General features: G+C 58.6%; 23 protein-coding genes and 2 pseudogenes. 14 read left to right on the top strand and 11 right to left on the bottom strand.

Going from position 1 to position 23,002, the window contains the following annotated elements; all coding sequences use genetic code 11:
- Positions 1-158 precede the first annotated feature (158 nt).
- The 3 genes from ACA066_RS07485 to ACA066_RS07475 all read left to right on the top strand — a co-directional run bounded on the left by ACA066_RS07485 (position 159) and on the right by ACA066_RS07475 (position 2,657).
- Positions 159-1,538 carry a sodium:solute symporter family protein gene (locus tag ACA066_RS07485; protein WP_497698707.1) on the top strand — a complete coding sequence of 460 codons (1,380 nt, stop codon included), beginning with the start codon at positions 159-161 and terminating at the stop codon, positions 1,536-1,538.
- Between the two features lie 85 nt (positions 1,539-1,623).
- A complete protein-coding gene (locus ACA066_RS07480; RefSeq protein WP_497698706.1) occupies positions 1,624-2,349 on the top strand; it encodes an MBL fold metallo-hydrolase in 726 nt (241 codons plus the stop codon).
- Between the two features lie 56 nt (positions 2,350-2,405).
- A complete protein-coding gene (locus tag ACA066_RS07475; protein WP_497698705.1) occupies positions 2,406-2,657 on the top strand; it encodes an acyl carrier protein in 252 nt (83 codons plus the stop codon).
- A gap of 200 nt (positions 2,658-2,857) precedes the next feature.
- Here ACA066_RS07475 and ACA066_RS07470 read toward each other — a convergent pair whose 3' ends face one another.
- Both ACA066_RS07470 and ptrR read right to left on the bottom strand, forming a co-directional pair.
- Positions 2,858-2,986 (bottom strand): PA1414 family protein, encoded by a 129-nt coding sequence (locus ACA066_RS07470; RefSeq protein ID WP_007914492.1) that lies wholly within the window; start codon positions 2,984-2,986, stop codon positions 2,858-2,860.
- 139 nt (positions 2,987-3,125) lie between these two features.
- Entirely contained in the window at positions 3,126-4,019 is an 894-nt protein-coding gene (gene ptrR, locus ACA066_RS07465; protein ID WP_497698704.1) for a putrescine utilization regulator PtrR, read from the bottom strand.
- A 103-nt stretch (positions 4,020-4,122) separates the two neighbouring features.
- On the opposite strand from ptrR, the gene ACA066_RS07460 reads away from it, so the two are divergent.
- Positions 4,123-5,304: an MFS transporter gene (locus ACA066_RS07460; protein ID WP_497698703.1), complete on the top strand. Its 1,182-nt coding sequence runs from the start codon at positions 4,123-4,125 to the stop codon at positions 5,302-5,304.
- On the opposite strand, the gene ACA066_RS07455 is transcribed toward ACA066_RS07460, so the two are convergent.
- Both ACA066_RS07455 and ACA066_RS07450 read right to left on the bottom strand, forming a co-directional pair.
- Positions 5,249-6,181 carry a DMT family transporter gene (locus ACA066_RS07455; protein ID WP_497698702.1) on the bottom strand — a complete coding sequence of 311 codons (933 nt, stop codon included), beginning with the start codon at positions 6,179-6,181 and terminating at the stop codon, positions 5,249-5,251. The two genes, ACA066_RS07460 and ACA066_RS07455, sit on opposite strands and share 56 nt — an antisense overlap.
- 65 nt (positions 6,182-6,246) lie before the next feature.
- Positions 6,247-7,083, bottom strand: a complete 837-nt coding sequence (locus tag ACA066_RS07450) for a CvfB family protein (protein WP_461951398.1) — start codon at positions 7,081-7,083, stop codon at positions 6,247-6,249.
- A 352-nt stretch (positions 7,084-7,435) separates the two neighbouring features.
- Here ACA066_RS07450 and ACA066_RS07445 point away from each other — a divergent pair, with 352 nt between their 5' ends.
- From ACA066_RS07445 to ACA066_RS07435, 3 genes and pseudogenes are all read left to right on the top strand, one after another.
- Complete coding sequence (locus ACA066_RS07445; RefSeq protein ID WP_017337097.1) at positions 7,436-7,624, top strand: PFL_1563 family small protein; 189 nt, start codon at positions 7,436-7,438, stop codon at positions 7,622-7,624.
- Between the two features lie 219 nt (positions 7,625-7,843).
- Positions 7,844-8,560 carry a TorF family putative porin gene (locus tag ACA066_RS07440; protein WP_497698701.1) on the top strand — a complete coding sequence of 239 codons (717 nt, stop codon included), beginning with the start codon at positions 7,844-7,846 and terminating at the stop codon, positions 8,558-8,560.
- A 65-nt stretch (positions 8,561-8,625) separates the two neighbouring features.
- A pseudogene (locus tag ACA066_RS07435) lies at positions 8,626-9,489 on the top strand (DUF6279 family lipoprotein); the annotation flags it as partial.
- A 131-nt stretch (positions 9,490-9,620) separates the two neighbouring features.
- Here the strand turns inward: ACA066_RS07435 and ACA066_RS07430 are convergent.
- Positions 9,621-10,010 carry a transcriptional regulator gene (locus tag ACA066_RS07430; RefSeq protein ID WP_497698700.1) on the bottom strand — a complete coding sequence of 130 codons (390 nt, stop codon included), beginning with the start codon at positions 10,008-10,010 and terminating at the stop codon, positions 9,621-9,623.
- A 178-nt stretch (positions 10,011-10,188) separates the two neighbouring features.
- Here ACA066_RS07430 and ACA066_RS07425 point away from each other — a divergent pair, with 178 nt between their 5' ends.
- Positions 10,189-10,923: a DUF899 domain-containing protein gene (locus tag ACA066_RS07425; protein ID WP_497698699.1), complete on the top strand. Its 735-nt coding sequence runs from the start codon at positions 10,189-10,191 to the stop codon at positions 10,921-10,923.
- A gap of 139 nt (positions 10,924-11,062) precedes the next feature.
- On the opposite strand, the gene ACA066_RS07420 is transcribed toward ACA066_RS07425, so the two are convergent.
- The gene (locus ACA066_RS07420; protein ID WP_497699823.1) at positions 11,063-11,449 is read right to left on the bottom strand and encodes a contact-dependent growth inhibition system immunity protein; all 387 of its coding nucleotides are present in this window, start codon (positions 11,447-11,449) and stop codon (positions 11,063-11,065) included.
- A gap of 237 nt (positions 11,450-11,686) precedes the next feature.
- On the opposite strand from ACA066_RS07420, the gene ACA066_RS07415 reads away from it, so the two are divergent.
- Positions 11,687-11,962 carry a hypothetical protein gene (locus tag ACA066_RS07415; protein ID WP_497698698.1) on the top strand — a complete coding sequence of 92 codons (276 nt, stop codon included), beginning with the start codon at positions 11,687-11,689 and terminating at the stop codon, positions 11,960-11,962.
- A gap of 155 nt (positions 11,963-12,117) precedes the next feature.
- Here the strand turns inward: ACA066_RS07415 and ACA066_RS07410 are convergent, their stop codons facing one another.
- Positions 12,118-13,464 carry a DEAD/DEAH box helicase gene (locus tag ACA066_RS07410; protein ID WP_150713764.1) on the bottom strand — a complete coding sequence of 449 codons (1,347 nt, stop codon included), beginning with the start codon at positions 13,462-13,464 and terminating at the stop codon, positions 12,118-12,120.
- 192 nt (positions 13,465-13,656) lie between these two features.
- Here ACA066_RS07410 and ACA066_RS07405 point away from each other — a divergent pair, with 192 nt between their 5' ends.
- On the top strand, positions 13,657-14,955 hold the full coding sequence (locus tag ACA066_RS07405) for a mechanosensitive ion channel family protein (protein ID WP_497698697.1): 1,299 nt from the start codon (positions 13,657-13,659) through the stop codon (positions 14,953-14,955).
- Between the two features lie 100 nt (positions 14,956-15,055).
- Here ACA066_RS07405 and ACA066_RS07400 read toward each other — a convergent pair whose 3' ends face one another.
- From ACA066_RS07400 to ACA066_RS07390, 3 genes are all read right to left on the bottom strand, one after another.
- A complete protein-coding gene (locus tag ACA066_RS07400) occupies positions 15,056-15,925 on the bottom strand; it encodes a carboxylate/amino acid/amine transporter (RefSeq protein ID WP_497698696.1) in 870 nt (289 codons plus the stop codon).
- A gap of 335 nt (positions 15,926-16,260) precedes the next feature.
- The gene (locus ACA066_RS07395; RefSeq protein ID WP_497698695.1) at positions 16,261-16,860 is read right to left on the bottom strand and encodes an FMN-dependent NADH-azoreductase; all 600 of its coding nucleotides are present in this window, start codon (positions 16,858-16,860) and stop codon (positions 16,261-16,263) included.
- A 170-nt stretch (positions 16,861-17,030) separates the two neighbouring features.
- The gene (locus ACA066_RS07390) at positions 17,031-17,345 is read right to left on the bottom strand and encodes a 3-phosphoglycerate kinase (protein WP_497698694.1); all 315 of its coding nucleotides are present in this window, start codon (positions 17,343-17,345) and stop codon (positions 17,031-17,033) included.
- 49 nt (positions 17,346-17,394) lie between these two features.
- On the opposite strand from ACA066_RS07390, the gene ACA066_RS07385 reads away from it, so the two are divergent.
- The 4 genes and pseudogenes from ACA066_RS07385 (at position 17,395) to ACA066_RS07370 (ending at position 21,621) form a co-directional block, all read left to right on the top strand.
- Positions 17,395-18,318 carry a PA3225 family LysR-type transcriptional regulator gene (locus ACA066_RS07385; protein ID WP_017337034.1) on the top strand — a complete coding sequence of 308 codons (924 nt, stop codon included), beginning with the start codon at positions 17,395-17,397 and terminating at the stop codon, positions 18,316-18,318.
- A 13-nt stretch (positions 18,319-18,331) separates the two neighbouring features.
- Positions 18,332-19,137 (top strand): annotated as a pseudogene (locus tag ACA066_RS07380) (alpha/beta fold hydrolase).
- Between the two features lie 3 nt (positions 19,138-19,140).
- The gene (locus ACA066_RS07375; RefSeq protein ID WP_017337032.1) at positions 19,141-19,698 is read left to right on the top strand and encodes a peptidylprolyl isomerase A; all 558 of its coding nucleotides are present in this window, start codon (positions 19,141-19,143) and stop codon (positions 19,696-19,698) included.
- 90 nt (positions 19,699-19,788) lie between these two features.
- Positions 19,789-21,621: an ABC transporter ATP-binding protein gene (locus ACA066_RS07370; protein WP_497698693.1), complete on the top strand. Its 1,833-nt coding sequence runs from the start codon at positions 19,789-19,791 to the stop codon at positions 21,619-21,621.
- A 153-nt stretch (positions 21,622-21,774) separates the two neighbouring features.
- On the opposite strand, the gene ACA066_RS07365 is transcribed toward ACA066_RS07370, so the two are convergent.
- Positions 21,775-22,899 (bottom strand): GNAT family N-acetyltransferase, encoded by a 1,125-nt coding sequence (locus ACA066_RS07365; protein WP_497698692.1) that lies wholly within the window; start codon positions 22,897-22,899, stop codon positions 21,775-21,777.
- Positions 22,900-23,002: the final 103 nt, after the last annotated feature.

Below are 23,002 nucleotides of genomic sequence, written 5' to 3'. Positions count from 1 at the left end.
AAACAGGCTAATGGTGTTTCTCCTGAAGAAACGCGGTTGCAGGATTTGGGGCTGCTTCGCAGCCCAGCGGGAGCAAGCTCCCTCGCCACAAAAAGCGGCCTGATTGCCACATTGCTTTTCAGCCTCACCATAAAAAAGACAATCGGAGACACGCCATCATGGCATTGGATTTATTCGTCGTACTCATCTATGCCGCCGCGATGCTGATTCTCGGCTACTACGGCATGCGCAAGGCCAAGACCAACGAAGACTTTTTGGTCGCCGGTCGTAACCTCGGCCCGAGCCTGTACATGGGCACCATGGCCGCTACTGTTCTGGGCGGCGCATCTACCGTCGGCACCGTGCGCCTGGGCTACGTCCATGGCATTTCCGGTTTCTGGCTCTGCGCGGCCCTCGGTTGCGGGATCGTGGCGCTGAACCTGTTCCTCGCCAAACCGCTGCTGAAACTGAAAATCTACACCGTTACCCAGGTGCTGGAAAAACGCTACAACCCGATGGCCCGCTCCGCGAGCGCGGTGATCATGCTGGCGTATGCGCTGATGATCGGCGTGGTTTCGATCCTGGCCATTGGCACCGTGCTGCAAGTGCTGTTCGACCTGCCGTTCTGGCTGTCGGTATTGGTCGGCGGTGGCGTGGTGGTGATTTATTCGGCGATCGGCGGCATGTGGTCCCTGACCCTGACCGACATCGTCCAGTTCGTCATCAAGACCGTGGGCCTGATGTTCATCCTGTTGCCAATATGCCTGTACCGCGTCGGTGGTTGGGATGAGTTGGTGTTGAAACTGCCGGCAACCGCCTTCAGCTTCACCACGATTGGCTGGGACACCATCATCACCTACTTCATGATCTACTTCTTCGGGATCCTGATCGGCCAAGACATCTGGCAGCGTGTGTTCACCGTCAAGAGCGCCAAAGTGGCTCAGGTCGCCGGTACATTCGCAGGCTTCTACTGCATCCTTTACGGACTGGCCTGCGCCCTGATCGGCATGGCTGCTCATGTGCTGATCCCGGACCTGGACAACGTCAACAACGCCTTCGCCGCCATCGTCAAACTGTCCCTGCCGGACGGTATCCGTGGCCTGGTGATCGCCGCTGCCCTGGCAGCCATGATGTCCACCGCCAGCGCCGGCCTGCTCGCCGCTGCCACCACCCTGACCGAAGACCTGCTGCCGAAACTGCGCGGCGGTAAAGCGTCGAGCCTGGGCATCAACCGCCTGTTCACCCTGCTGACCGGCTTCGTGGTGCTGGGTATCGCACTGGTGGTAAACGATGTGATCAGTGCCTTGACCCTGGCCTACAACCTGTTGGTGGGCGGCATGCTGATCCCGCTGATCGGTGCAATCTTCTGGAAACGCGCAACCACCGCCGGCGCTATCGCCAGCATGGGTATGGGCTTCGCCACCGCGCTGCTGTTCATGATCAAGGACGGTATGGACGCCAACACCCCGATCTACTACAGCCTCGGCGTAAGTCTGGTGAGTTTCGTGGTAGTCAGCTTGCTGTCCCCTCGCCCTGCAGTGGTGGCCAGCGCCGCCTAAGCTGAACATAACGACTTGATGCTTTCTTCGACGGGTGTGGCGTCGGTTGCCACACCCGTTTTTTTTCGTCTGGAGAAAACCTTTGATGAAGATTGTTTCTCGCGATCAGTGGTTCGAGGTCAAACAGCTCAGCGACGGCATCCGCCTGATCCACGAGCCTTACATCCGTCCCTTTTACCGCTGCAACCTCTGGCACATTCAGGGCCGCGACAAGGACCTGCTGCTGGACAGCGGCTCCGGACTGGTGAGCCTGCGCGAGCAACTGCCGTGGATCACCGAACGGCCGCTGGTGGCCGTGGCCAGTCATTGCCATTTCGATCACATCGCCGGCCATCACGAATTTGCCGAACGCCTGGTGCATCCGGCCGAGGCCGGGATCCTTGCGGCACCTGACGGCGAAAACGATTTGAGCCGGGCCTTCGTCGGCGACGACATGTTCGAGGCTCATCCCGACTGCCCGCTGTGCTACGCCGAATACCGGGTCAAAGCCGCACCGGCCACGGGGATGATTGAGGAAGGTGACGTGCTGGATCTGGGCAATCGCGTGTTGCAAGTGCTGCACACGCCGGGGCATTCACCGGGCGGCATCAGCCTGTATGAGGCGGCGACCGAGACGTTGTTCAGTGGCGACATCATCTACGACGGCCCGCTGATCGAAGACGCCTACCACTCCGACCTCGACGACTACGCGCGCAGCCTGCAACGCTTGCGTGAGTTGCCGATCCGCACCGTGCATGGCGGGCATTTCGGGAGTTTTTCCGGGGAACATTTGCGCAGCATGATTGACGAGTGGCAGCGCTCACACGCCTGAAGCCTGCTGTACTCAAGCGCAGGGAACAACAATACCAACGCCCTCGAAGAACCCTCATGAAAAGAGCCGACGTACGTGCCGCAGTGCATCGTTTCATCAGCCGACTGCTGGAGCGTCAGGATGACTTCGACGATAACGCCAGCCTGATGGAATTAGGGTTGGATAAAGCGGACATCGAAGACCTGATCTTTCATTTGGAAGATGAGCTGGGGTTGACGGCGTTTACCGCTGAGGAAGACCGGATACTCAAGACCGCCAGGACGGCGAATGATTTGAGTCGGTTTTTGATGGAGATCGCGCGGCATTGAGAATAGCTGCCAAATACACTGTCGTGGTTTAACGGTGGACTTGTGGCGAGGGAGCTTGCTCCCGCTCGACTGCGCAGCAGTCGCAAAATGCAGTGCCCGTGTTCCATGCCTGACAAATCTTCGTGACTGCCAAGGGGCGCTACGCGCCCCAGCGGGAGCAAGCTCCCTCGCCACAGGTGATTTGCGCCAATGAGCCTAACTTACCGACGGCGCTGCTGGCGTCGACGCTGTTCGTCGTCTGTGCGAATAGGCACAGGCTGCAGAGGCGGTTCGATCAAACCGAGTGCGACACCCAGGTCATGCAGCCAGTTTTGGATTTTCTCTTTCATGGTGCCCCCTTCAGGGTAGTGCCGAGCGGCTGAAATTCTGTAGCCCCTTCGCACTGATAATAGTCCGAAGTCCTACGCAATGCTCGGCAAAATCCGCAATGATCTGTTACTGAATTGATCCAAATACCTGACCATTAGTTCAGGCAATTGCCAGGGCCGGCGTCGTTTCCGACGGATAGACCGCCTGTTGCTGCTCGATCCATGCATTCAGATTGGCCCCGAGCATGCCCTTGCGCCACATCAGCCAGGTCGTCGCACTGGCGAATGGCTCGGCCAACGGGTGCACCGCCACACTTTCGCGACCCGGAAGGCTGGCAAGCATCGACTCCGACATCAGCGCCACACCCGAGCCGGCAATCACGCAGGCGAGCATTCCCGGATAAGACTCGATCTCCATCGCCCGGCCCATGGCCGCGTGATCATGAGCGAACCAAGCTTCCAGACGCATCCGATAGGAACAACCCTGACGAAAGGTGAACACCGAGCGCCCCTCCACATCCAGCGCGCTGTGTACCGGCGGGTGATCGGCTTCGCTGATCAGGACCAGCCGTTCGTCGCACAAGGGCACGCCATCGAGTCCGGCCAGTTCCAGCGGACCGTCCACCAGCGCCGCATCGAGGCGACCGGTGAGCAGGCCTTCCAGTAGTTCGCCGCTGGGCCCGGACTGCACTTGCAGGTTCACTGCCGGGTACGTGCGGTGATAACGGGCCAACAACTTCGGAAGATGAATGGCGGCGGTGCTGTACATGGTCCCCAGCACGAAATCACCTGCCGGTTGCCCGCCCTGCACCGCCGCCTGCGCTTCATCGTGCAGGTTGAACAGCTTCGCGGTGTAGTCCAGCAAGACTTTTCCCGCCGGTGACAACTGCAAACGCTGACGCTCACGTACGAAGAGCTCTACACCGAGCTGCTCCTCAAGTTGTTTGAGTCGTGTCGACAGGTTCGACGGCACCCGATGCAAACGTTCAGCAGCACGGGTAATCGAGCCCTCTTCCGCCACCGCCTGGAAGATCCGCAATTGGCTGAATTCCACGATATTCTCCAAATAAGAACAAGTTACTCACTATTATTCATTTTTAAAGAAAGTCAATCAGCCCTAGCCTGACGGTCATTGATCCTCTGTCGGAACTCAGACTATGTCCCCGCTGATTCGCTTAATCGCCAGTTTTATCGCGCTCATGATGGCCATGGGCATCGGGCGATTCGCCCTCACCCCGCAACTGCCGCACCTGCTCAGCGAAGGTCAGATCGACCTCACGGCCGCCGGTCTGATTGCCGCAGCCAACTACCTTGGGTATTTCGTTGGCGCCGTGGACGCGATGTTCTCCCGCCGTCCCGAGCAAGTCCGGCAGCGGTTGCTGGGGGGGTTATGGCTGTGTGTATTACTCACGCTCGCATCGTTCTGGGCCAACGGATTCTGGTCGCATCTGTTGCTGCGTTTCGGCACGGGCGTGGCCAGCGCCTGGGTGCTGGTGATGATCACCGCATTGAGCCAGCCACTGGCCGCGGCAGCCGGTCGACCTCGGCTTGGCGCAGTGGTATTTGCCGGACCGGGTCTGGGGATTTTTCTGACGGGATTGTTGGCTTTGGGCTCGAACCTGTTGGGTCAGACCTCCGCAACCTTGTGGCTGGTATACGCCGGCGTCGCACTGGTGATGCTGTTGGGGATTTTGCCTTTCCTGCCGCAACCGTCCGCCACCGTGGCAGTCGCCTCCAGCGCTGCCGGTTCGGGCAACCAGGGGATCGGCCGTTTAGGGGTGATCTACTGCTTGTACGGTCTGGGCTACATCATCCCGGCCACTTTCCTCTCACAAATGGCCAACGCGCAGTTCCACGGGCAATGGCAAGCCGACCTGTTCTGGCCCTGCTTTGGTCTGGCATCGGCCATCGGCGTGGTGCTGGTGAGTCTTCGTCGGCACAACCCGAACGCCACCCGTCATTGGCTGATGGCAACGTTGTGGCTGCAAGCGGCCGGTGTGTTTGCCTGCCTGTTGGGCAGCGGGTCAGGCCTGGCGCTGGGCGTGATGCTGTGTGGCACGCCGTTCCTGGCCTGCATGCAGCTGGTGATGCAACGCTCCCGGGAACTGGCGCCCCACGCCACCCAACGCAATGCCGGACTGCTGACCGCGTGCTTTGCCGTGGGTCAGCTTGCCGGACCGCTACTGGCAGCGTTGAGCAGCCATTTCAGCGGTGGCTTGCAGCCGGCGCTGATCGTGGCGGGCAGCGGTTTGCTTATCGCTGGTGGTCTGTTGTTCCGTCCGGTCAGTGCTGGCCGAGGGCTTTGCGCAAACGACGGCGCACCCACTGTTCAGCGCTGACAAACGTGATGCCGAGCAGCACCAGCACAGCACCGATGACGAAGTTGAGGCTCAGCGCCTCGCCCAGCAAGACCACGCCGAACGTGACGCCGAACAACGGCGTCATGAACGAAAACACCGCCAGGTTCGCCGCCAGATAGCGACGCAGCAACCAGAACCAGGTCAGGTAGCTGAAGAACGACACCACCAGTCCCTGGAACAGCACACTGGCCACCGCCACGGTGGTCAGGCTGACGTGGGTGACCTGGCCACTGAGCATCGCGATCAGCAGCAAACCGACGAAACCGACAATCAGTTGGTAGAACAACGTGAGCGTCACCGGTGCTTCCGACAAGCGCGAAGCGCGCACCACGACGGTGGTCGCGCCCCAAGCGGCGCCGGCCAATACGCCAAGCGCGTCCCCCATCAACATGCGGCGATCGAGGTTGTCCCACGACACGCCACCGGCAAACGCGATGGCAATCCCGATAAAGGCGAGGAAAATGCCCAACCACTGGACGGGCCTTAAACGTTCACTCGGCAACAGCCAGTGCACGCCCAGGGCGGTGAAGATCGGCGCTGTGTAAAGGAACACCGACATGTGCGCAGCCGTGGTCAATTGCAGGCCTTCGGAAATGAAGAAGAACTCCAGTCCAAACAGCGCGCCGGCCAGCAGTCCACCACGCCACGTCTTGCCGACCTGATCCCAGCCGCCCTTCCAACAGATCAGCAATCCTACAAGCAACGCAGAAATACCCGACCGCCCCGCAGCCTGCATGACCGGCGCGATGTCAGGCGCCGCCCACTTGATCATCACCTGCTGCACGCCCCAGATCAGGCACAACCCCATCATCACTTGCAGGGCAAAAGCATCGGCGCTACGCCGAGTAGCGCTCACCGGAACACCTCGTCAACACAATCCATGGCAATGACTCGACAGTTAAAGCAAAGGCCGGCGCGGGATCAGCTCAGTTCAATGCGATCGGCATGAATAACGATCTGGCCATTCTTGTACAGCGCACCAATGGCCTTCTTGAAGTTGCCCTTGCTGACGCCAAACATGCTGGTGATCACCGTCGGGTCGCTCTTGTCGCTCACCGGCAGCGTGCCGTTGTTTTCACGCAACTTGGCGAGGATCTTCGAGTTGAGGCTGGTGGCCGCTTCTTCGCCCACCGGTTGCAGGCTCAGGCTGATCTTGCCGTCGGCCCGGACTTCTTTGATGAAGCCCTTCTCTTCCTTGCCGGCGCGCATGAACTTGAAGATTTCGTTCTTGTGGATCAAGCCCCAGTGCTTGTTGTTGATGATTGCCTTGAAACCCATGTCGGTGGCTTCGGCAACCAGCAGATCAACTTCCTGGCCGGGTGTGTAATTGGCCGGGGTCTTGTCCAGATAACGGTCCAGACGCGCGGTCGCGGTGATGCGGCGGGTGTGCTTGTCGAGGTAGACGTGCACCACGACGTACTCGCCAGCAGTCATCTGACGCTTCTCTTCGGAAAACGGCAGCAACAGATCCTTCGGCAAACCCCAATCCAGGAAAACACCGATGCTGTTGACTTCAACGACTTTCAAACTGGCGAATTCACCGACTTGAACTTTCGGCTTTTCGGTAGTTGCGATAAGTTTGTCATCGCTGTCCAGATAAATAAAAACGTTGAGCCAGTCTTCATCTTCGCTGGGAATATCTTTGGGAATATAACGGTTAGGCAGAAGGATTTCGCCATCCGCGCCACCGTCCAGATATAAACCGAAGTTAGTGTGTTTAACCACTTGCAAACTGTTGTAACGCCCGACTAAAGCCATTTCCAATACCCTCATTGCGTGGGCGGCATTCTACCCGTTTTTGCACGCGGCGTTCGACGCCCGGCCAGGTGGCTCGAGAAAAATCCTGTGAAGGTCTTAATTTTCCTGGATTTTGTCGGAGGCGTCCGGCCACTCGTCAGGCCAGCCTGCTGGTTTTTGCCCCTTCCAGCCAGGCAAAAATCCATTTATATGCACCGATGTTCTTATTCAAAACAGCAGGTTACGTAGATATTTCGAATAATAACTTGCGACTGATCTTGCATTTGTGATCTGTATTTCAGGGGGATATTTACCAAGCAATTGTCAAGTATTTCCTGTACGATGCGTGGCCAAGTTAATTTTCTACAGGTTAATGGCCGCCATGCGTGTAAAAGCATCCAACAGCAAAGCAAAGCCAGCTCCAGCCGTTGAAACCAGCGAATCGATCAACAACCAGATTGCTGCTTTCCTCAAGTCCGGTGGCGAGATCCAGCAAATTGCCAAAGGCGTCAGCGGCCAGACGTTCGGCCCGTCCAAGCAGATCACGCTCGGCAAAAAGTAACACTTTTACAAGACCCCTCGCATCACCTGGTCCGTAAGCGCTTTGAGCTTCGAAGCGCTTGGACTGGAACCCTCCCGCAACACCCCGATAAACACATCAATATTTCAAAAATCGACGAACGGCCCTCGATGCCGGGCATTCGCCGGTATGCTTGCACACGTCTAGATTAAGCGTTTCAGCAGTTTTTCGTTTCGGCTCCTCGCTGTCATGGAGTGACGCATGCTCAAACCCTTTCTGTTTTTGCTCAGCGGCCTGCTGTCCTGTTCGGTCGCCCACGCGCAAATCTTCCAGCGTGAACTGGGGGATTTCGATCTCAAGCTCGGCACCACCCCCAGTCGCAGCATGGCCCAGGGGCTGGTCAAACCCTCGACCACCGGCTCCTTTCACGGCGGCCTCGACCTGAGCCACGACAGCGGCTTCTACTTCGGTCAATGGTCACCGAGCATGGGATTGAGTCCGGGGAACAACCTGGAAGTCGATTCCTACATGGGTTTTAAACAGCCCTTCGATCAAACCCTCGGTTACGAAGTCGGCATGATCCACTACAGCTATCCGAAGGTGGACACCCTCGACACCCAGGAACTCTTCGGCGGCCTGACCCTGCTTGGCAGCCGTTTCGGCGCAGCCTTCAGCAACGACCCGGACAAACAGAACAGCACCGTGTTCGCCGATCTCGGTGGCAATCAACCGTTCGGCGTCGGGATCAGCATGAAATACACCACCCACCAGCTCAACACCCCGGTGTCGGTGGACGGTGGGTATGTAGGCAGTTTCACTGACTGGTCGTTGACATTGTCCCGGCCGTTCATGGGCATCGACCTGGACCTGATCTACAGCGACTCAAGCCTCAGCGGCAGCGACTGCTCCGCCTATTCCGGGCATAACAGTCAGTGCGACGGTCTGGTCACCCTCAAGGCAGAACACGCGTTCTATTGATCGGCTGAACTGGCAGGCTCATCCTGCGTTCACATGAGAATCTACGCTTTCGCAAGGACTCGCCCATGTCGCGCTGGTTGAAGTGTCTCGCCGTCGTCCTCACCCTCAGTCTCGCCCTCGGCGCGTGCAGTCGCGTGGGTCTGGCCTATCGCAACCTCGACGTGATCATCCCGTGGACGCTCAGCGATTACCTGGACATGAACGGCGAGCAGAAAGGCTGGTTCAACGAGCGCCTGAAAGAACACCTGAGCTGGCACTGCACCACGCAACTGCCGGGTTACCTCGATTGGCTCGACCGTTTGCAGGTGATGGTTGAGACCAATCAGGTGACCGACGCCGCGCTGCAAACCCGCACCCGGGAAGCCAAACAAGCCATCGCCCAGACCGCTCGGGAAATCACCCCGTCGGCCATCGAGTTGTTGCAGGGGCTGGATGACAAGCAAGTTGCGGAGATGAACGACGCCTTTGCCAAGGACCAGCGCAAACGCCAGCAGGATTACCTGAAACCGTCCCTCGATCAGCAGATCAAGGAGCGCAGCGAGCGCATGGAAAAACGCTTGAATGACTGGCTCGGCCCGCTCAGTCCGACCCAGCAACAACGTGTCGTCGCCTGGTCGAATGCCTTGGGTGACCAGAACACGCAATGGATCGCCAACCGCGCCCATTGGCAGAAGCAGTTCAGTGCAGCGGTTGCGCAACGTCAGAGTCCGGAATTCCCACAGCGAATCGAGACACTTCTGGTGAATCGCGAGAGTTTATGGACGGCCGATTACCGTAAGGCTTACGCCAATACCGAAGCACAGGCGCGAAGCCTGTTTGTGGATTTGATGGCCGAGAGCACGCCGAGTCAGCGTGAGCGGTTGTTGAAGAAAATCGAAGGGGTGCGCAAGGATTTCAACGATTTGAAGTGCCTTAAAGCAGCGCAGCAGAGTTACGGATCAACACAAATACAATGTGGGAGCGAGCCTGCTCGCGATGGCGGTGTATCAGACAACATCGATGTCAGCTGACACTCCGCATTCGCGAGCAGGCTCGCTCCCACATTGGTAATCGGCGATCTTCAGGCAATCTGCGCCTTCGACGCCACCTCATCAAACGTCACTTCATCCAGCGCATCTTCCTGCTCATCCAGCACCTGCCGCGGATGAGCATCGCCCGGAATGCTGCTGTCGATCAGGCTCAACAAACTCGAGCCCCGTGGCGTCAGTATGTAATTCGAACCGGTGCCGCCCTGCTCTTCTGGCCTGGATTCAATATAACCGCGCGCCAGCAGTAACTTTTCGTACTCACCTGCCACCGCTTTCAGGTGATCCAGGTTTTCAGTCTGTTCGCCCTCCGTGGCTTTCTCCGCCGCATACTGCTCGGCATAGGGCCGTGGCGTGAAGCTGGCTGCTCCGTTTTGCACTTCGTGCAGCAAGCGTTCAATCAAATCCCAGTTGTAAGTTGTCATCCTGATTCAACCTCCAAAGCCCGTGAGTGTGATGGCATTCACAGGTTGTGACCGACGACGCGCGCAGCCGTTCAGCGCAGGTTTTGAACGGCGCTGACCGGCGGTATGTCGAATTCGGCACAGGTCAAACGACAAGGTTGTGTCAGTCACCTCCCCGCATTGCGCAGGAGAAAACCCGATGAACGTTCAGAACCATCAAATCGTGTCGCGAGAAGAATGGCTCGCCGCTCGCAAACAACACCTGGCCCACGAAAAAGCCTTTACCAAGGAACGGGACAAACTCAGCGCCGAACGTCGCGCACTCCCTTGGGTGAAAATCGACAAGGACTATCGCTTCCAGGGCCCCAACGGTGAATTGAAACTGGCCGACCTGTTCGGCGGCCGCAGTCAGTTGGTCATCTACCACTTCATGTTCGCCGAAGGCTGGGATGAAGGCTGCCCCGGTTGCTCGTTCCTGTCCGACCACATCGACGGCGCCAACCAGCACCTGGCTCATCACGATGTCGCCGTGGTGGCGGTTTCCCACGCACCGTTCGCCGAATTCCAGGCGTTCAAACGGCGCATGGGCTGGAAATTCGACTGGGTATCTTCAGCAGGCTGCGATTTCAACTACGACTTTGGCGTCTCGGCCCGAGCAGAAGATGTTGCCGCCGGAAAAGCGACCTACAACTACGAAAAATCCGACGGCGCCGAAGAAGAACTCCCAGGCCTCAGCGTGTTTTATCGCAACGAAGCTGGCGAGATTTTTCACACCTACTCCACCTATGCCCGCGGCTTGGACCTGCTGGTCGGCGCCTACAACTACCTCGACCTCATGCCCAAGGGCCGCAACGAAGGGGAAATCATGGAATGGGTAAGGCATCACGATCGGTATGAAGACAAGGCCTTTTCGAGCTGCTGCCATAGCGGCTAGATCATATCGCGAGGATAAAAAAACGCCCCGGCAATACCGGGGCATTTTTTTTATTTACAGCGACCAAGGGCCAATCGAAGCGCCGCGCCGACTTCCGCCGGCGAGCCAGTGACAGAAATAACGACACAATCACTTTCAGCTATCCCCTTGCGCTCCACCCCTCAAGCTTTTCATGGCAGCTCGGACGAATGGTTATCTCGCCATTTTTGCTTTCAATGCTGCATCGTCGCATGTCTTTGAACAGTGCACGTTTGGTCTTGTATTCATAACGATCCATAACGCTGGCAACCCATTGGTCATAGCGCCGATTGGTCAAATCGTAGTCGTACAAATCCCGGTCAAATGTTGCTTCAGGGTGAATCCAGACGTCGTTGCGTGGTTCGGACAGGACGAATCTACTGCGCGCCAGAGCTTCCTGCACGCAAGCACCCAATTCCTCGTTGTTCACGTCGGGAGCCATCAGACAATCCACCCCCAGAGGATCGGCGCGGCAGCTGTTGTAGCCGAAAAACGTTTTGACCGAAATAAATTCCTTATTCCTTATTGGCCTTCACTTCCGCCCACGCTTTTTTTTGCAATCTCAACCATGTCAATTCACCGTGCTGATTTTTAGGTAACGCCTTTGGTCGCACCGTACTGGATCGCCTTGTTAATCTGGACCCACTGAGCCGCTGTTGTGCAAAAAATGCCTGTGCGCTGAACTTTCCCCTGACCTCAACCCTCAACCGGATAACCCGCCTTAACCGGAACCGAGGCCCACTCCATGAAAACCCTGCTGAAACTCACCCTCGCCGCTACCCTCGCTTGCGCCCTCCCCGCCTGGGCCTGCACACCGGAGGAAGCCACCGCCAAACGTGAACAGCTGGCCAAGGAAGTCGCCAGGCTCACGGAGCAGAATCCGAAGAAAGCCAAAGAGATCAACGATGAGTTGCAGAAGATGGATCTGGGCACGGCCAGCGCCGATCTACCGGACAAGTGCCAGTTGATCGATCAGCGTTTGAAGGAGTTGGGATCGGCGGAGAAAAAAGCCGAAAGCTGATCTGTAGGAGCCGGCTTGCTGGCGATTCTCCCTGACACACCGCGTCGAGGCGATCGCCAGCAAGCCGGCTCCTACATTAGCGGATCGCGTTCCAATTCAGGGGCGTAAAAAAACCGGACATGGGTCCGGTTTTTTTATGGGATCGCTACGGCGCCTTATTCAGCAGCCGGCGCTTCCGGCTTGCGGCGCTTGAGCGGCGCCATGCCGTCCTTGCTGACCAGCGACAGGGCGTCGGTCTTCGGGCGGTTGGCGATTTTGCGCTTGGTCGGTGCCTTGGCGCCGGTTTTCTTCTTGTCGCCCTTGGCGTCGACCTTTTTCTTCTTCACGCCAACGGCTTTGCCCGAGGCCTTGACCTTTTTCGGTCCGCCGTAGGTGCCTTTGACTTCCTTGATGGTGCGGCGCTCGAAGCTCTGCTTGAGGTAGCGTTCGACGCTCGACATCAGGTTCCAGTCGCCGTGGCAGATCAGCGAGATGGCCAGGCCATCGTTGCCGGCGCGGCCGGTGCGACCGATGCGGTGAACGTATTCGTCGCCGCTGCGCGGCATGTCGAAGTTGATCACCAGGTCGAGGCCGTCGACGTCGAGGCCGCGAGCGGCAACGTCAGTGGCGACGAGGATTTTCACGCCGCCCTGTTTCAGGCGATCGATCGCCAGTTTGCGGTCTTTCTGGTCCTTATCACCGTGCAGGACAAACGCTTTGTATTCCTGCGCCACCAGGCGGCCGTAAATGCGGTCGGCCATGGCACGGGTGTTGGTGAACACGATGGCCTTCTGATAGGTCTCGTTGGCCAACAGCCAGTTCACGATCTGTTCTTTGTGCTGGTTGTGGTCAGCGGTGATGATCTGCTGACGGGTGGTCGCGTTCAGATCGCTGACGTTGTTCAGCTGCAAGTGCTCAGGGTTGTTCAGGACCTTGGCGACCATCTCGCGCAAGCCCGAACCACCGGTGGTGGCGGAGAACAGCATGGTCTGCTGGCGATTGGTGCACTCTTCCACCAGACGCTGCACGTCTTCGGCAAAACCCATGTCGAGCATGCGGTCGGCTTCGTCGAGGACCAGCACTTCAACTTCTTTCAAGTCGAGGTTGCCGGCATTCAGTTGCTCGATCATCCGCCCTGGCGTACCGATCAGGATGTCCGGCACCTTGCGCAGCATGGCGGCCTGGACCTTGAAGTCTTCGCCGCCGGTGATCAGGCCGGACTTGATGAACGTGAACTGGGCGAAGCGCTCGACTTCCTTGATGGTCTGCTGGGCCAGCTCGCGGGTCGGCAGCAGGATCAGGGTCTTGATGCTGACGCGGATTTTCGCCGGGCCGATCAGACGGTTGAGGATCGGCAAAACGAAGGCGGCGGTTTTGCCGCTGCCGGTTTGCGCTGTCACCCGCAGGTCACGCCCTTGGAGCGCCAGCGGAATAGCCGCTGCTTGCACAGGCGTTGGCTCGACAAATTTAAGCTCGGCCACGGCTTTGAGCAGGCGTTCGTGCAGGGCGAATTGGGAAAACACGGGTGCTACCTCGAAGAAATACAAAAAAACAGCTGCATAGGGTAACGGTTTCGAGCGCCGAGGCCGAGTTTCTTTATGCAAACGACCGTAAACAGTGGCTTTTTTGTTGCCTCTTTTGTCCTCAAACGTCATCCAAAGCGTCTTAAATGCTCTAATCGCCCCGACGCGTCCTATAGAAGAACGGTTTTACCCATGGATATCAAACAGCTCTGGCTCAACGTCCAAGACCTTTGGGGTGCTCTCGATCAGCATCCGCTCCTGCATTCCGGCCTCGGGCTGCTTCTGTTGCTGGTGGTGGCACTGACCCTCGGACGAGTGGCGCGTTACCTGATCCTGCACGCGACCAAAATGCTTGGCCGCCAACCGGCGTTGCACTGGGTCAACGACTTTCGGCAGAACAAGGTGTTTCATCGCCTGGCGCAGATGACGCCGTCGCTGGTGATCCAGTTCGGCCTGCACCTGGTGCCGGAGCTGAGCAAAATCAGCCTGATCTTCCTCGGCAACGTCGCGCTGGCCTTCACCATTCTGTTCCTGGTGCTGGCCATCAGCGCCCTGCTCAACGCGTTGCTGGACATCTATGCGCGCACCGAACATGCCCGTACCCGCTCGATCAAGGGCTACGTGCAACTGACGAAAATGGTCTTGTACGTGTTTGGCGCGATCATCATCGTCGCCACGTTGATCGACCGCTCGCCGCTGTTGCTGCTGTCGGGTCTGGGCGCCATGTCGGCGGTGATTCTGTTGGTCTACAAGGACACCCTGTTGTCGTTCGTCGCCAGCGTGCAGCTGACCAGCAACGACATGCTGCGGGTCGGCGACTGGATCGAGATGCCGCAAGTCGGCGCCGATGGCGATGTGGTGGACATCACGCTGCACACGGTCAAGGTGCAGAACTTCGACAAGACCATCGTTTCGATTCCGACCTGGCGCCTGATGTCCGAGTCGTTCAAGAACTGGCGCGGTATGCAGCAATCGGGTGGGCGACGGATCAAGCGCAGCCTGTTCATCGATGCCAGCGGTGTGCGCTTCATCCGTGATGACGAAGAACAGAGACTGTCCCAGGTGCATCTGCTGACCGACTACATCAGCCGCAAACAGGCTGAACTCAAGGCGTGGAACGAGGCTCAGGGCAACGTCGCGGCCATGTCGGCCAACCGTCGGCGGATGACCAATGTCGGGACCTTCCGCGCGTATGCGCTGGCGTATTTGAAGAGTCATCCGGAGATCCAGCCGAACATGACTTGCATGGTTCGTCAGATGCAGACGACGGCGCAGGGGATTCCGCTGGAAATCTACTGCTTCACCCGCACCACCGCGTGGGCGGACTACGAGCGGATTCAGGGGGATATTTTCGATTATCTGCTGGCGGTGCTGCCGGAGTTTGGCTTGAGTCTTTATCAACAGCCGAGTGGCGGGGATCTGCGCGCCGGGTTGTTGCCAGCGGTGCTGGGCGCGAGCCACATTCCGGAGCAGGAAAAACACATCATGTAGCACCGCCGCCCCCTGTAGGAGCAAGGCTTGCCCGCGAAGACGGAGTGTCAGTCGACATCATTGCCTCCTGACACTCCGCCTTCGCGGGCAAGCCATGCTCCTACGAAGAGCGGATTGCGGTGGGTCTGATGCCCAACCGACTAATCCACACCGCCATCAAAATCACCGAACCACCCAGAAACAACCGCCCCAACTCTTCATGCTGATTCCAGATCAGCAGATTGATCAGCAGCCCCACCGGCACATGCAGATTGTTCATCACCGCCAGTGTCCCGCCATTCACCAGGCACGCGCCCTTGTTCCACCAATACAACCCCAACGCGGTCGAGACCAGGCCGAGGAACACCAGCACGCCCCATTGCAGCGGTGCTTCGGGCAGGAAATTCTGTTTGCCGAACAGCAGAAAGGCCGGCAACGCCACCGCCAATGCGCCCAGGTAGAAGTAACCGAAGCGCCGGTAATGCGGCAGATCGCTCGGATGACGCGCCACCAGATGCTTATAAAGCACCTGCCCGGCGGCGTAGGTGAAGTTGGCCAGTTGCAGCAGCAGGAATCCCATGAAGAAATCCGGGTTGATCCGGTCAAAGCGAATCACCGCCGCGCCAAGCACTGCCACCAACGCTGCGACCAGCGCCCATGGATTGAAGCGCCGGTTCAGCGCATCTTCAATCAACGTCACATGCAGTGGCGTGAGGATGGTGAACAGCAACACTTCCGGCACCGTCAGCACCCGGAAGCTCAGGTACAGGCAGACGTAGGTCACGCCAAACTGCAACGCGCCGATCAGCAGCATGCCGCGCATGAACGCCGGTTCCACCGAACGCCAGCGCGTCAACGGAATAAACACCAAACCCGCCAGCAACACCCGCACCAGCACTGCGAAGTAACTGTCGACATGACCGGCCAGGTATTCGCCGATCAGACTGAAGGAAAACGCCTGGATCAGCGTGACAAAAAGTAGATAGCCCATGCTCGCCTCGTTTTGAATGGCGGCGACGATAGCGGGTTTTGTCGGCGATCGCGAGAACACATAGATCCCTGTAGGAGCCGGGCTTGCTCGCGATGGCGGTGTGTCAGTCGCCATCCATGTTGAATGTGGCGCCGCCATCGCGAGCAAGCTCGGCTCCTACAGATCCGTGGACAACCACCAAATCGCAGGCAAAAAAAAGCCCGATCTCGCTAAAGCGTTCAATCGGGCTACAGCACTCAGGAGCAACAAGTGCAAAGGGAGGTCGATGCGCGTACAGGCTTGAAGGGTTGCGCCAGGTCACTAGACCATCCAGCGATTATCTGGCGATTAAAGCCTCAAGCCACCTGGGCAAGCCTGGCGTTGGCCTGGTTCAGCCCCTTCTCCTGGAAGTCGCCGCCCAGGTTCATGCCTTCGGCATGGATGAAGGTCACGTCGTGGATGCCGATGAAGCCCATGACCTGACGCAGGTAGGGTTCCTGATGATCGGCGGTGCTACCGGCGTAGATCCCCCCGCGAGCGGTCAGCACGTAAGCGCGCTTGCCGCTGAGCAGGCCTTGCGGGCCGGTGTCGGTGTACTTGAAGGTCACGCCGGCACGCAGCACGTGGTCGAGCCAGGCTTTCAGCGTGCTCGGGATCGCGAAGTTGTACATCGGCGCAGCCATGACCAGCACGTCGGCGGCCAGCAATTCATCGGTCAACTGGTTGGAGCGCTCCAGGGAAGCCTGTTCGATGTCGCTGCGCTGCTCGGCGGGTTTCATCCAGCCGCCCAACAGGTTGATGTCCAGGTGCGGCACCGGGTTGACGGCCAGGTCACGCACGGTGATCTGGTCGTTGGGGTGGGCGGCTTTCCACTGGCTGATGAAGGTCTGGGTCAGTTGACGGGAAACCGAGTCTTGCTGACGGGCACTGCTTTCGATGATCAGAACGCGGGACATGGGATGTAGGCTCCATCTGAGAATGTTGTAAGTCGATGGAGTGAAGGTTAAACAGAGTCATATCGATGAAAAAGCGCAAATAACTGCTATAACCCATCAATAAATTCGTTTATAAGCTGGGCATGCTCTCCTGTGGGAGCGAGCCTGCTCGCTCCCACAGGATCTAAATACTATTTCGGGGTGCAGGTCAGATTGATGCGCATCTTGATGATGTTCCGGTTGAACTTGGCGGTGGCATTTTTGTGCTTGCCGGCAGCCACTTCGATATTGCGGGTGCGCGGTGCTTCCGGACCGTTATTGAAAACCACCTTACAGACTGCATCGGTGCTGCCGTAGTTGTTCACCTGAATGGAGGCGATGTCGGTATCCGTGTCATACGCGTTGTAGTCGATGCTCAAGCCGTTCAACTGTTTTTGTACGTCGATCGGGTAAGCAAAGGCAGTCAGCGGCAGCATCGCCAACACCACACAACAGAATTTTTTCATTCGGCAGTCTCCAATAAGGACTGCCAGCTTAGGACAAGAGGAGCTCAACATGAAAGCGCCCCGCGTGACCCTTGATCAATGGCGAACGCTGCAGGCCGTGGTCGACCACGGCGGTTTCGCCCAGGCCGCCGAAGCGCTGCACCGCTCGCAATCGTCAGTCAGCTACACCGTGGCACGTATGCAGGACCAGCTCGGTGTTCCCCTGCTGCGCATCGACGGCCGCAAAGCCGTGCTGACCGAAGCCGGCGGTGTGTTGCTGCGCCGCTCGCGGCAACTGGTGAAACAGGCCAGCCAACTGGAAGACCTGGCGCATCACATGGAGCAAGGCTGGGAAGCGGAAGTGCGGCTGGTGGTCGACGCCGCGTACCCAAGCGCCCGCCTCGTCCGCGCCCTGACCGCATTCATGCCGCAAAGCCGTGGCTGCCGCGTGCGTCTGCGCGAAGAAGTGTTGTCGGGTGTTGAAGAAGTCTTGCTCGAAGGCGTGGCCGACCTGGCGATCACCGGCTTCAGTATTCCTGGCTATCTGGGCGCGGAATTGAGCGACGTCGAATTCGTCGCCGTCGCCCACCCCGAGCACGCCCTGCACCGTCTGAACCGCGAACTGAATTTCCAGGACCTGGAAAGCCAGATGCAAGTGGTGATCCGCGACTCCGGCCGCCAGCAGCCACGGGATGTCGGCTGGCTCGGCGCTGAGCAGCGCTGGACCGTCGGCAGCCTCGCCACCGCCGCGACATTTGTCGGCAGCGGGCTGGGTTTTGCGTGGTTGCCCCGGCACATGATCGAACGCGAATTGAAGGAAGGGACCCTTAAGCTGCTACCGTTGGACCAGGGCGGCAGCCGTAACCCGAGCTTCTACCTGTATTCGAACAAGGACAAACCGCTGGGCCCGGCGACGCAAATCCTCATCGAACTGCTGCGCACTTTCGACACCGCGCCGCTGGATGCCCCCTTCGCCGCCCCTGAACAAGCCTGACACGGAGTAACCCATGGCCTATTTCGAACACGAAGGTTGCAACCTGCACTACGAAGAATATGGCCACGGCACGCCGTTGCTGCTGGTCCACGGGCTGGGTTCCAGCACGTTGGACTGGGAAGAGCAGATCCCGGCGCTGTCCGCCCGCTACCGGGTAATCGTGCCGGATGTGCGCGGCCACGGTCGCTCGGACAAACCCCGCGAGCGCTACAGCATCGCTGGGTTCAGCGCTGACCTGATCGCCCTGATCGAGCATTTGAACCTCGGCCCGACACATTATGTGGGACTTTCGATGGGCGGCATGATCGGCTTTCAACTGGCAGTGGATCAGCCGCAACTGCTCAAAAGCCTGTGCATCGTCAACAGCGCGCCCGAGGTCAAACTGCGCAGCCGCGACGATTATTGGCAGTGGTTCAAGCGCTGGAGCCTGATGCGCGCGCTCAGTCTGGGCACCATCGGCAAAGCCTTGGGTGCCAAGCTGTTCCCGAAACCGGAACAGGCCGAATTGCGTCAAAAGATGGCAGAGCGCTGGGCAAAAAACGACAAACATGCTTATCTCGCCAGCTTCGACGCGATCGTTGGTTGGGGTGTTCAGGAACGACTTTCCAGAGTGTCCTGTCCAACCCTCATCGTCAGCGCCGACCGTGACTACACACCGGTGTCGCTGAAGGAGACTTACGTAAAACTGCTGCCCGATGCGCGGCTGGTGGTGATCGCCGATTCGCGTCACGCCACCCCGCTGGATCAACCCGAACGCTTCAACCAAACCCTGCTCGAGTTTCTCACCGCAGTCGACACCACTACACTCAGGATCACTGACCCATGCTGAAAAAAATCGCCCTCGTCGCTGGCTCCGTTCTGTTTGCCGCCAACCTGATGGCCGCCACGCCCGCCAAGGCGCCGCACGTGCTGCTGGAAACCACCAACGGTCAGATCGAAATCGAACTGGACCCGGTCAAGGCGCCGATCAGTACCAAGAACTTTCTTGAGTACGTCGACAGCGGCTTCTACAACAACACGATTTTCCACCGTGTGATCCCGGGCTTTATGGTCCAGGGCGGTGGTTTCACTCAACAAATGCAGCAGAAAGAAACCAAGGCACCGATCAAGAACGAGTCCAAAAACGGCCTGCATAACGTCCGTGGCACGCTGTCCATGGCCCGTACTTCTGTGCCGGATTCGGCCACCAGCCAGTTCTTTATCAACGTCAAGGACAACGACTTCCTGGACCAGGGCGATGGCTATGCGGTCTTCGGTAAAGTCGTGAAAGGCATGGATGTCGTGGACGTCATCGTCAACTCGCAAACGACTACCCGCGGCGGCATGAAAGATGTGCCTGCCGATCCTGTGTTCATCAAGTCGGCCAAGCGCATCGACTAAGACCTACAGGCACAGGGATGTTGAGCGGCCGCCGGCATTCGGCGCCGCTCATAGCGTTTAAAGGAGAGCCCGCACGCGGGCGGAGAACCAATGCTTTATCGCCGTTTTGAGAAACTGATCGACGTATTCCGTGACGCCCCGACGGCGGCTCCGCCCGACCGTGTTTTCCCCTTCTATACCTATTACCTGAAGCAGGTCTGGCCGAGTTTCGCCGCCCTGCTGACCGTCGGCCTGTTCGGCGCATTGATCGAAGTGGCGCTGTTCAGCTACCTGAGCCGCATCATCGACCTGGCCCAGGGCACGCCGAACGTCAACTTCTTCAAGGAACACGGCATCGAACTGGCCTGGATGGCAGTGGTGGCACTGCTCCTGCGCCCAGTGTTTGTGGGCCTGCATGACCTGCTGGTGCACCAGACCCTGAGCCCGAGCATGACCAGCATGATCCGCTGGCAGAACCACAGTTACGTGCTCAAGCAGAGCCTGAATTTCTTCCAGAACGACTTCGCCGGGCGCATCGCCCAACGCATCATGCAGACCGGCAACTCGCTGCGCGATTCCGCCGTGCAAGCGGTGGACGCGCTGTGGCATGTGCTGATCTACGCAATCAGTTCGCTGGTACTGTTCGCCGAAGCCGACTGGCGCCTGATGATCCCGTTGTTGACCTGGATCGCCGCCTACATCGGCGCCCTCTACTACTTCGTGCCACGGGTGAAAGAACGCTCCGTGGTGTCTTCGGATGCGCGTTCCAAACTCATGGGGCGGATCGTCGACGGCTATACCAACATCACCACGCTGAAGCTGTTCGCCCACACCAACTTCGAACAGCAATACGCCAAGGAAGCCATCGAAGAACAGACCGTAAAAGCCCAACTGGCCGGCCGCGTGGTCACCAGCATGGACGTGGTCATCACCAGCATGAACGGCTTGCTGATCGTCACCACCACCGGTCTGGCGTTGTGGCTGTGGACGCAGTCGCTGATCACCGTCGGTGCCATCGCCCTCGCTACCGGCCTGGTGATCCGGATCGTCAACATGTCCGGCTGGATCATGTGGGTGGTCACCGGCATTTTCGAAAACATCGGAATGGTTCAGGACGGTTTGCAGACCATCTCGCAACCGGTCAGCGTCACCGACCGTGAAGCGGCGAAACCGCTGGCCGTTGCCCGTGGTGAAGTGCGCTTCGAGCACGTGGATTTTCACTACGGCAAGAAGAGCGGAATCATCGGCGGCCTCAACCTGACGATCAAACCAGGTGAGAAAATCGGCTTGATCGGCCCGTCCGGCGCCGGCAAATCGACCCTGGTCAACCTGCTGTTGCGCCTCTATGACGTGCAGGGCGGGCAAATCCTGATCGACGGCCAGAACATCGCTGACGTCGGCCAGGAGAGCCTGCGCGAGCGCATCGGCATGATCACCCAGGACACGTCGCTGCTGCATCGATCGATCCGCGACAACCTGCTTTACGGCAAACCCGATGCCACCGACGCCGAACTCTGGGAAGCGGTGCACAAGGCCCGTGCCGATGAGTTCATTCCGTTGCTGTCGGACGCCGAAGGGCGCACCGGGTTTGATGCGCATGTGGGTGAACGCGGGGTGAAACTCTCGGGCGGCCAGCGTCAGCGGATCGCCATCGCACGGGTGCTGCTCAAGGACGCGCCGATCCTGATCATGGACGAAGCCACCTCAGCGCTGGATTCGGAAGTTGAAGCGGCGATCCAGGAAAGTCTCGAAACCCTTATGCAGGGTAAAACGGTGATTGCCATCGCCCACAGGCTCTCGACCATTGCGCGGATGGATCGGTTGGTGGTGCTTGAGAAAGGCCAGATTGCCGAGACGGGGACCCATGCTGAACTGCTGGCGCAGGGTGGGTTGTATGCGCGGTTGTGGCAGCACCAGACTGGGGGGTTTGTTGGCATCGATTGAGGCTTTTTGATTGGGTGAGTATCCGTTTCTGCGGTAACGGATATTCACCCAATCCAAAAAAACCGCCACAGCCCGCCAACCACAGGCCCTGGCGGTTTTTTCATGCTCGCTGGAATTCCAGCAAGGAATGCACCTGAGCTCACGGACGAAGGATCAGTCTTGCCGATAAGGCAAAGCAGTCCTCGCTTCCTCGGCATACGCCAACACGCCGAGACGTTCCTGATGAAGGAAGTCTTTTACCGCCGCTTTCAGGCCGGGATGACGCAAGTAGTGCCAGGAATGGGTGATCACCGGTTCAAACCCGCGAATCAGCTTGTGCTCACCCTGAGCACCGGCATCGAAACGCTGAAAGCCGTTGGCAATCGCGTAGTCCATGCCTTGATAGAAACACGTCTCGAAGTGCAGACGGTCGAACTCCGCCAGACAGCCCCAGTAACGTCCATAAAAACTGTCGCCGCCCACGAGGCTGAAGGCCATGGCCACCGGGCGTGAGCCTTGTTTGGCCAGCACCACGCGAATGGATTCCGGCATGCGTTCGGCCAACAGGCTGAAAAATTCTCGCGTCAGATAAGGCCGTTGCCGACGCACTGCATAGGTGTTGGCGTAACAGGCGTAAACGAAATCCCACTGCACCTGATCCAGTTGCCGGCCTTCCAGCCACTCGAACTCGAAGCCCTGCCCCGCCACCTGCTCGCGTTCCTTGCGCATCTGCTTGCGCTTGCGTGAACTGAGGACGTCGAGGAAGTCCTGAAAATCCCGATACCCGCGATTTTGCCAGTGGTACTGACAGCCGATGCGCTGCAGCCAGCCGGGTTGTTCGGCCAATGCCGCGTCGGTGAACGGGTCCGTGAAGTTGATGTGAGCGCTTGAGAGTTCTTCGATCTCAAGGTAGCCGGGCAAACTCTTCAGCAGTTCGAAACCGTCCTCAACCGTGGCCGCCAGCAAACGCGGTCCGCTGACCGGGCTGAAGGGCACGGCGGTCAGCAATTTGGGGTAATAGTCGATGCCGGCACGCTCGCACGCATCGGCCCAGGCATGATCGAACACGTACTCGCCGTAGGAGTGCCATTTGCGGTAACTGGGCAGCGCGGCGATCAATCGGCCACTTTCCATATGCAGCAAATGCTCGGGCTGCCACCCGGAATGCGGATCAACGCTGCCGCTGTCCTCCAGTGCGCTGAGAAAGGCATGGCGCAGAAACGGCTGATCATCCGGCACCAGGGCATCCCAGGTGTGCGGTGCTATATCAGACAGTTTTTCCAGACGTTGCAACGGCATCCACTTCTCTCCACTTCGCGGCGTAAAGTCCTGCGAGTATCGCTTATCGACGCCTGTTCCACACCCCGCGATCCGCCGACAGACCGGCGAGTAAAAAGTTCGT

The sequence above is a fragment of the Pseudomonas sp. LBUM1651 genome (genome assembly GCF_059716135.1).
Note: the sequence above shows the minus strand (reverse complement) of the source record. Positions and strands in the feature narration are given on the sequence as shown.

Coding starts and splice junctions, on each gene's coding strand:
- ACA066_RS07485 (WP_497698707.1), top strand. CDS start 159: ATGGCATTGGATTTATTCGTCGTACTCATCTATGCCGCCGCGATGCTG.
- ACA066_RS07480 (WP_497698706.1), top strand. CDS start 1,624: ATGAAGATTGTTTCTCGCGATCAGTGGTTCGAGGTCAAACAGCTCAGC.
- ACA066_RS07475 (WP_497698705.1), top strand. CDS start 2,406: ATGAAAAGAGCCGACGTACGTGCCGCAGTGCATCGTTTCATCAGCCGA.
- ACA066_RS07470 (WP_007914492.1), bottom strand. CDS start 2,986: ATGAAAGAGAAAATCCAAAACTGGCTGCATGACCTGGGTGTCGCACTC.
- ACA066_RS07460 (WP_497698703.1), top strand. CDS start 4,123: ATGTCCCCGCTGATTCGCTTAATCGCCAGTTTTATCGCGCTCATGATG.
- ACA066_RS07450 (WP_461951398.1), bottom strand. CDS start 7,083: ATGGCTTTAGTCGGGCGTTACAACAGTTTGCAAGTGGTTAAACACACT.
- ACA066_RS07445 (WP_017337097.1), top strand. CDS start 7,436: ATGGCCGCCATGCGTGTAAAAGCATCCAACAGCAAAGCAAAGCCAGCT.
- ACA066_RS07440 (WP_497698701.1), top strand. CDS start 7,844: ATGCTCAAACCCTTTCTGTTTTTGCTCAGCGGCCTGCTGTCCTGTTCG.
- ACA066_RS07430 (WP_497698700.1), bottom strand. CDS start 10,010: ATGACAACTTACAACTGGGATTTGATTGAACGCTTGCTGCACGAAGTG.
- ACA066_RS07425 (WP_497698699.1), top strand. CDS start 10,189: ATGAACGTTCAGAACCATCAAATCGTGTCGCGAGAAGAATGGCTCGCC.
- ACA066_RS07415 (WP_497698698.1), top strand. CDS start 11,687: ATGAAAACCCTGCTGAAACTCACCCTCGCCGCTACCCTCGCTTGCGCC.
- ACA066_RS07405 (WP_497698697.1), top strand. CDS start 13,657: ATGGATATCAAACAGCTCTGGCTCAACGTCCAAGACCTTTGGGGTGCT.
- ACA066_RS07400 (WP_497698696.1), bottom strand. CDS start 15,925: ATGGGCTATCTACTTTTTGTCACGCTGATCCAGGCGTTTTCCTTCAGT.
- ACA066_RS07395 (WP_497698695.1), bottom strand. CDS start 16,860: ATGTCCCGCGTTCTGATCATCGAAAGCAGTGCCCGTCAGCAAGACTCG.
- ACA066_RS07390 (WP_497698694.1), bottom strand. CDS start 17,345: ATGAAAAAATTCTGTTGTGTGGTGTTGGCGATGCTGCCGCTGACTGCC.
- ACA066_RS07385 (WP_017337034.1), top strand. CDS start 17,395: ATGAAAGCGCCCCGCGTGACCCTTGATCAATGGCGAACGCTGCAGGCC.
- ACA066_RS07375 (WP_017337032.1), top strand. CDS start 19,141: ATGCTGAAAAAAATCGCCCTCGTCGCTGGCTCCGTTCTGTTTGCCGCC.
- ACA066_RS07370 (WP_497698693.1), top strand. CDS start 19,789: ATGCTTTATCGCCGTTTTGAGAAACTGATCGACGTATTCCGTGACGCC.
- ACA066_RS07365 (WP_497698692.1), bottom strand. CDS start 22,899: ATGCCGTTGCAACGTCTGGAAAAACTGTCTGATATAGCACCGCACACC.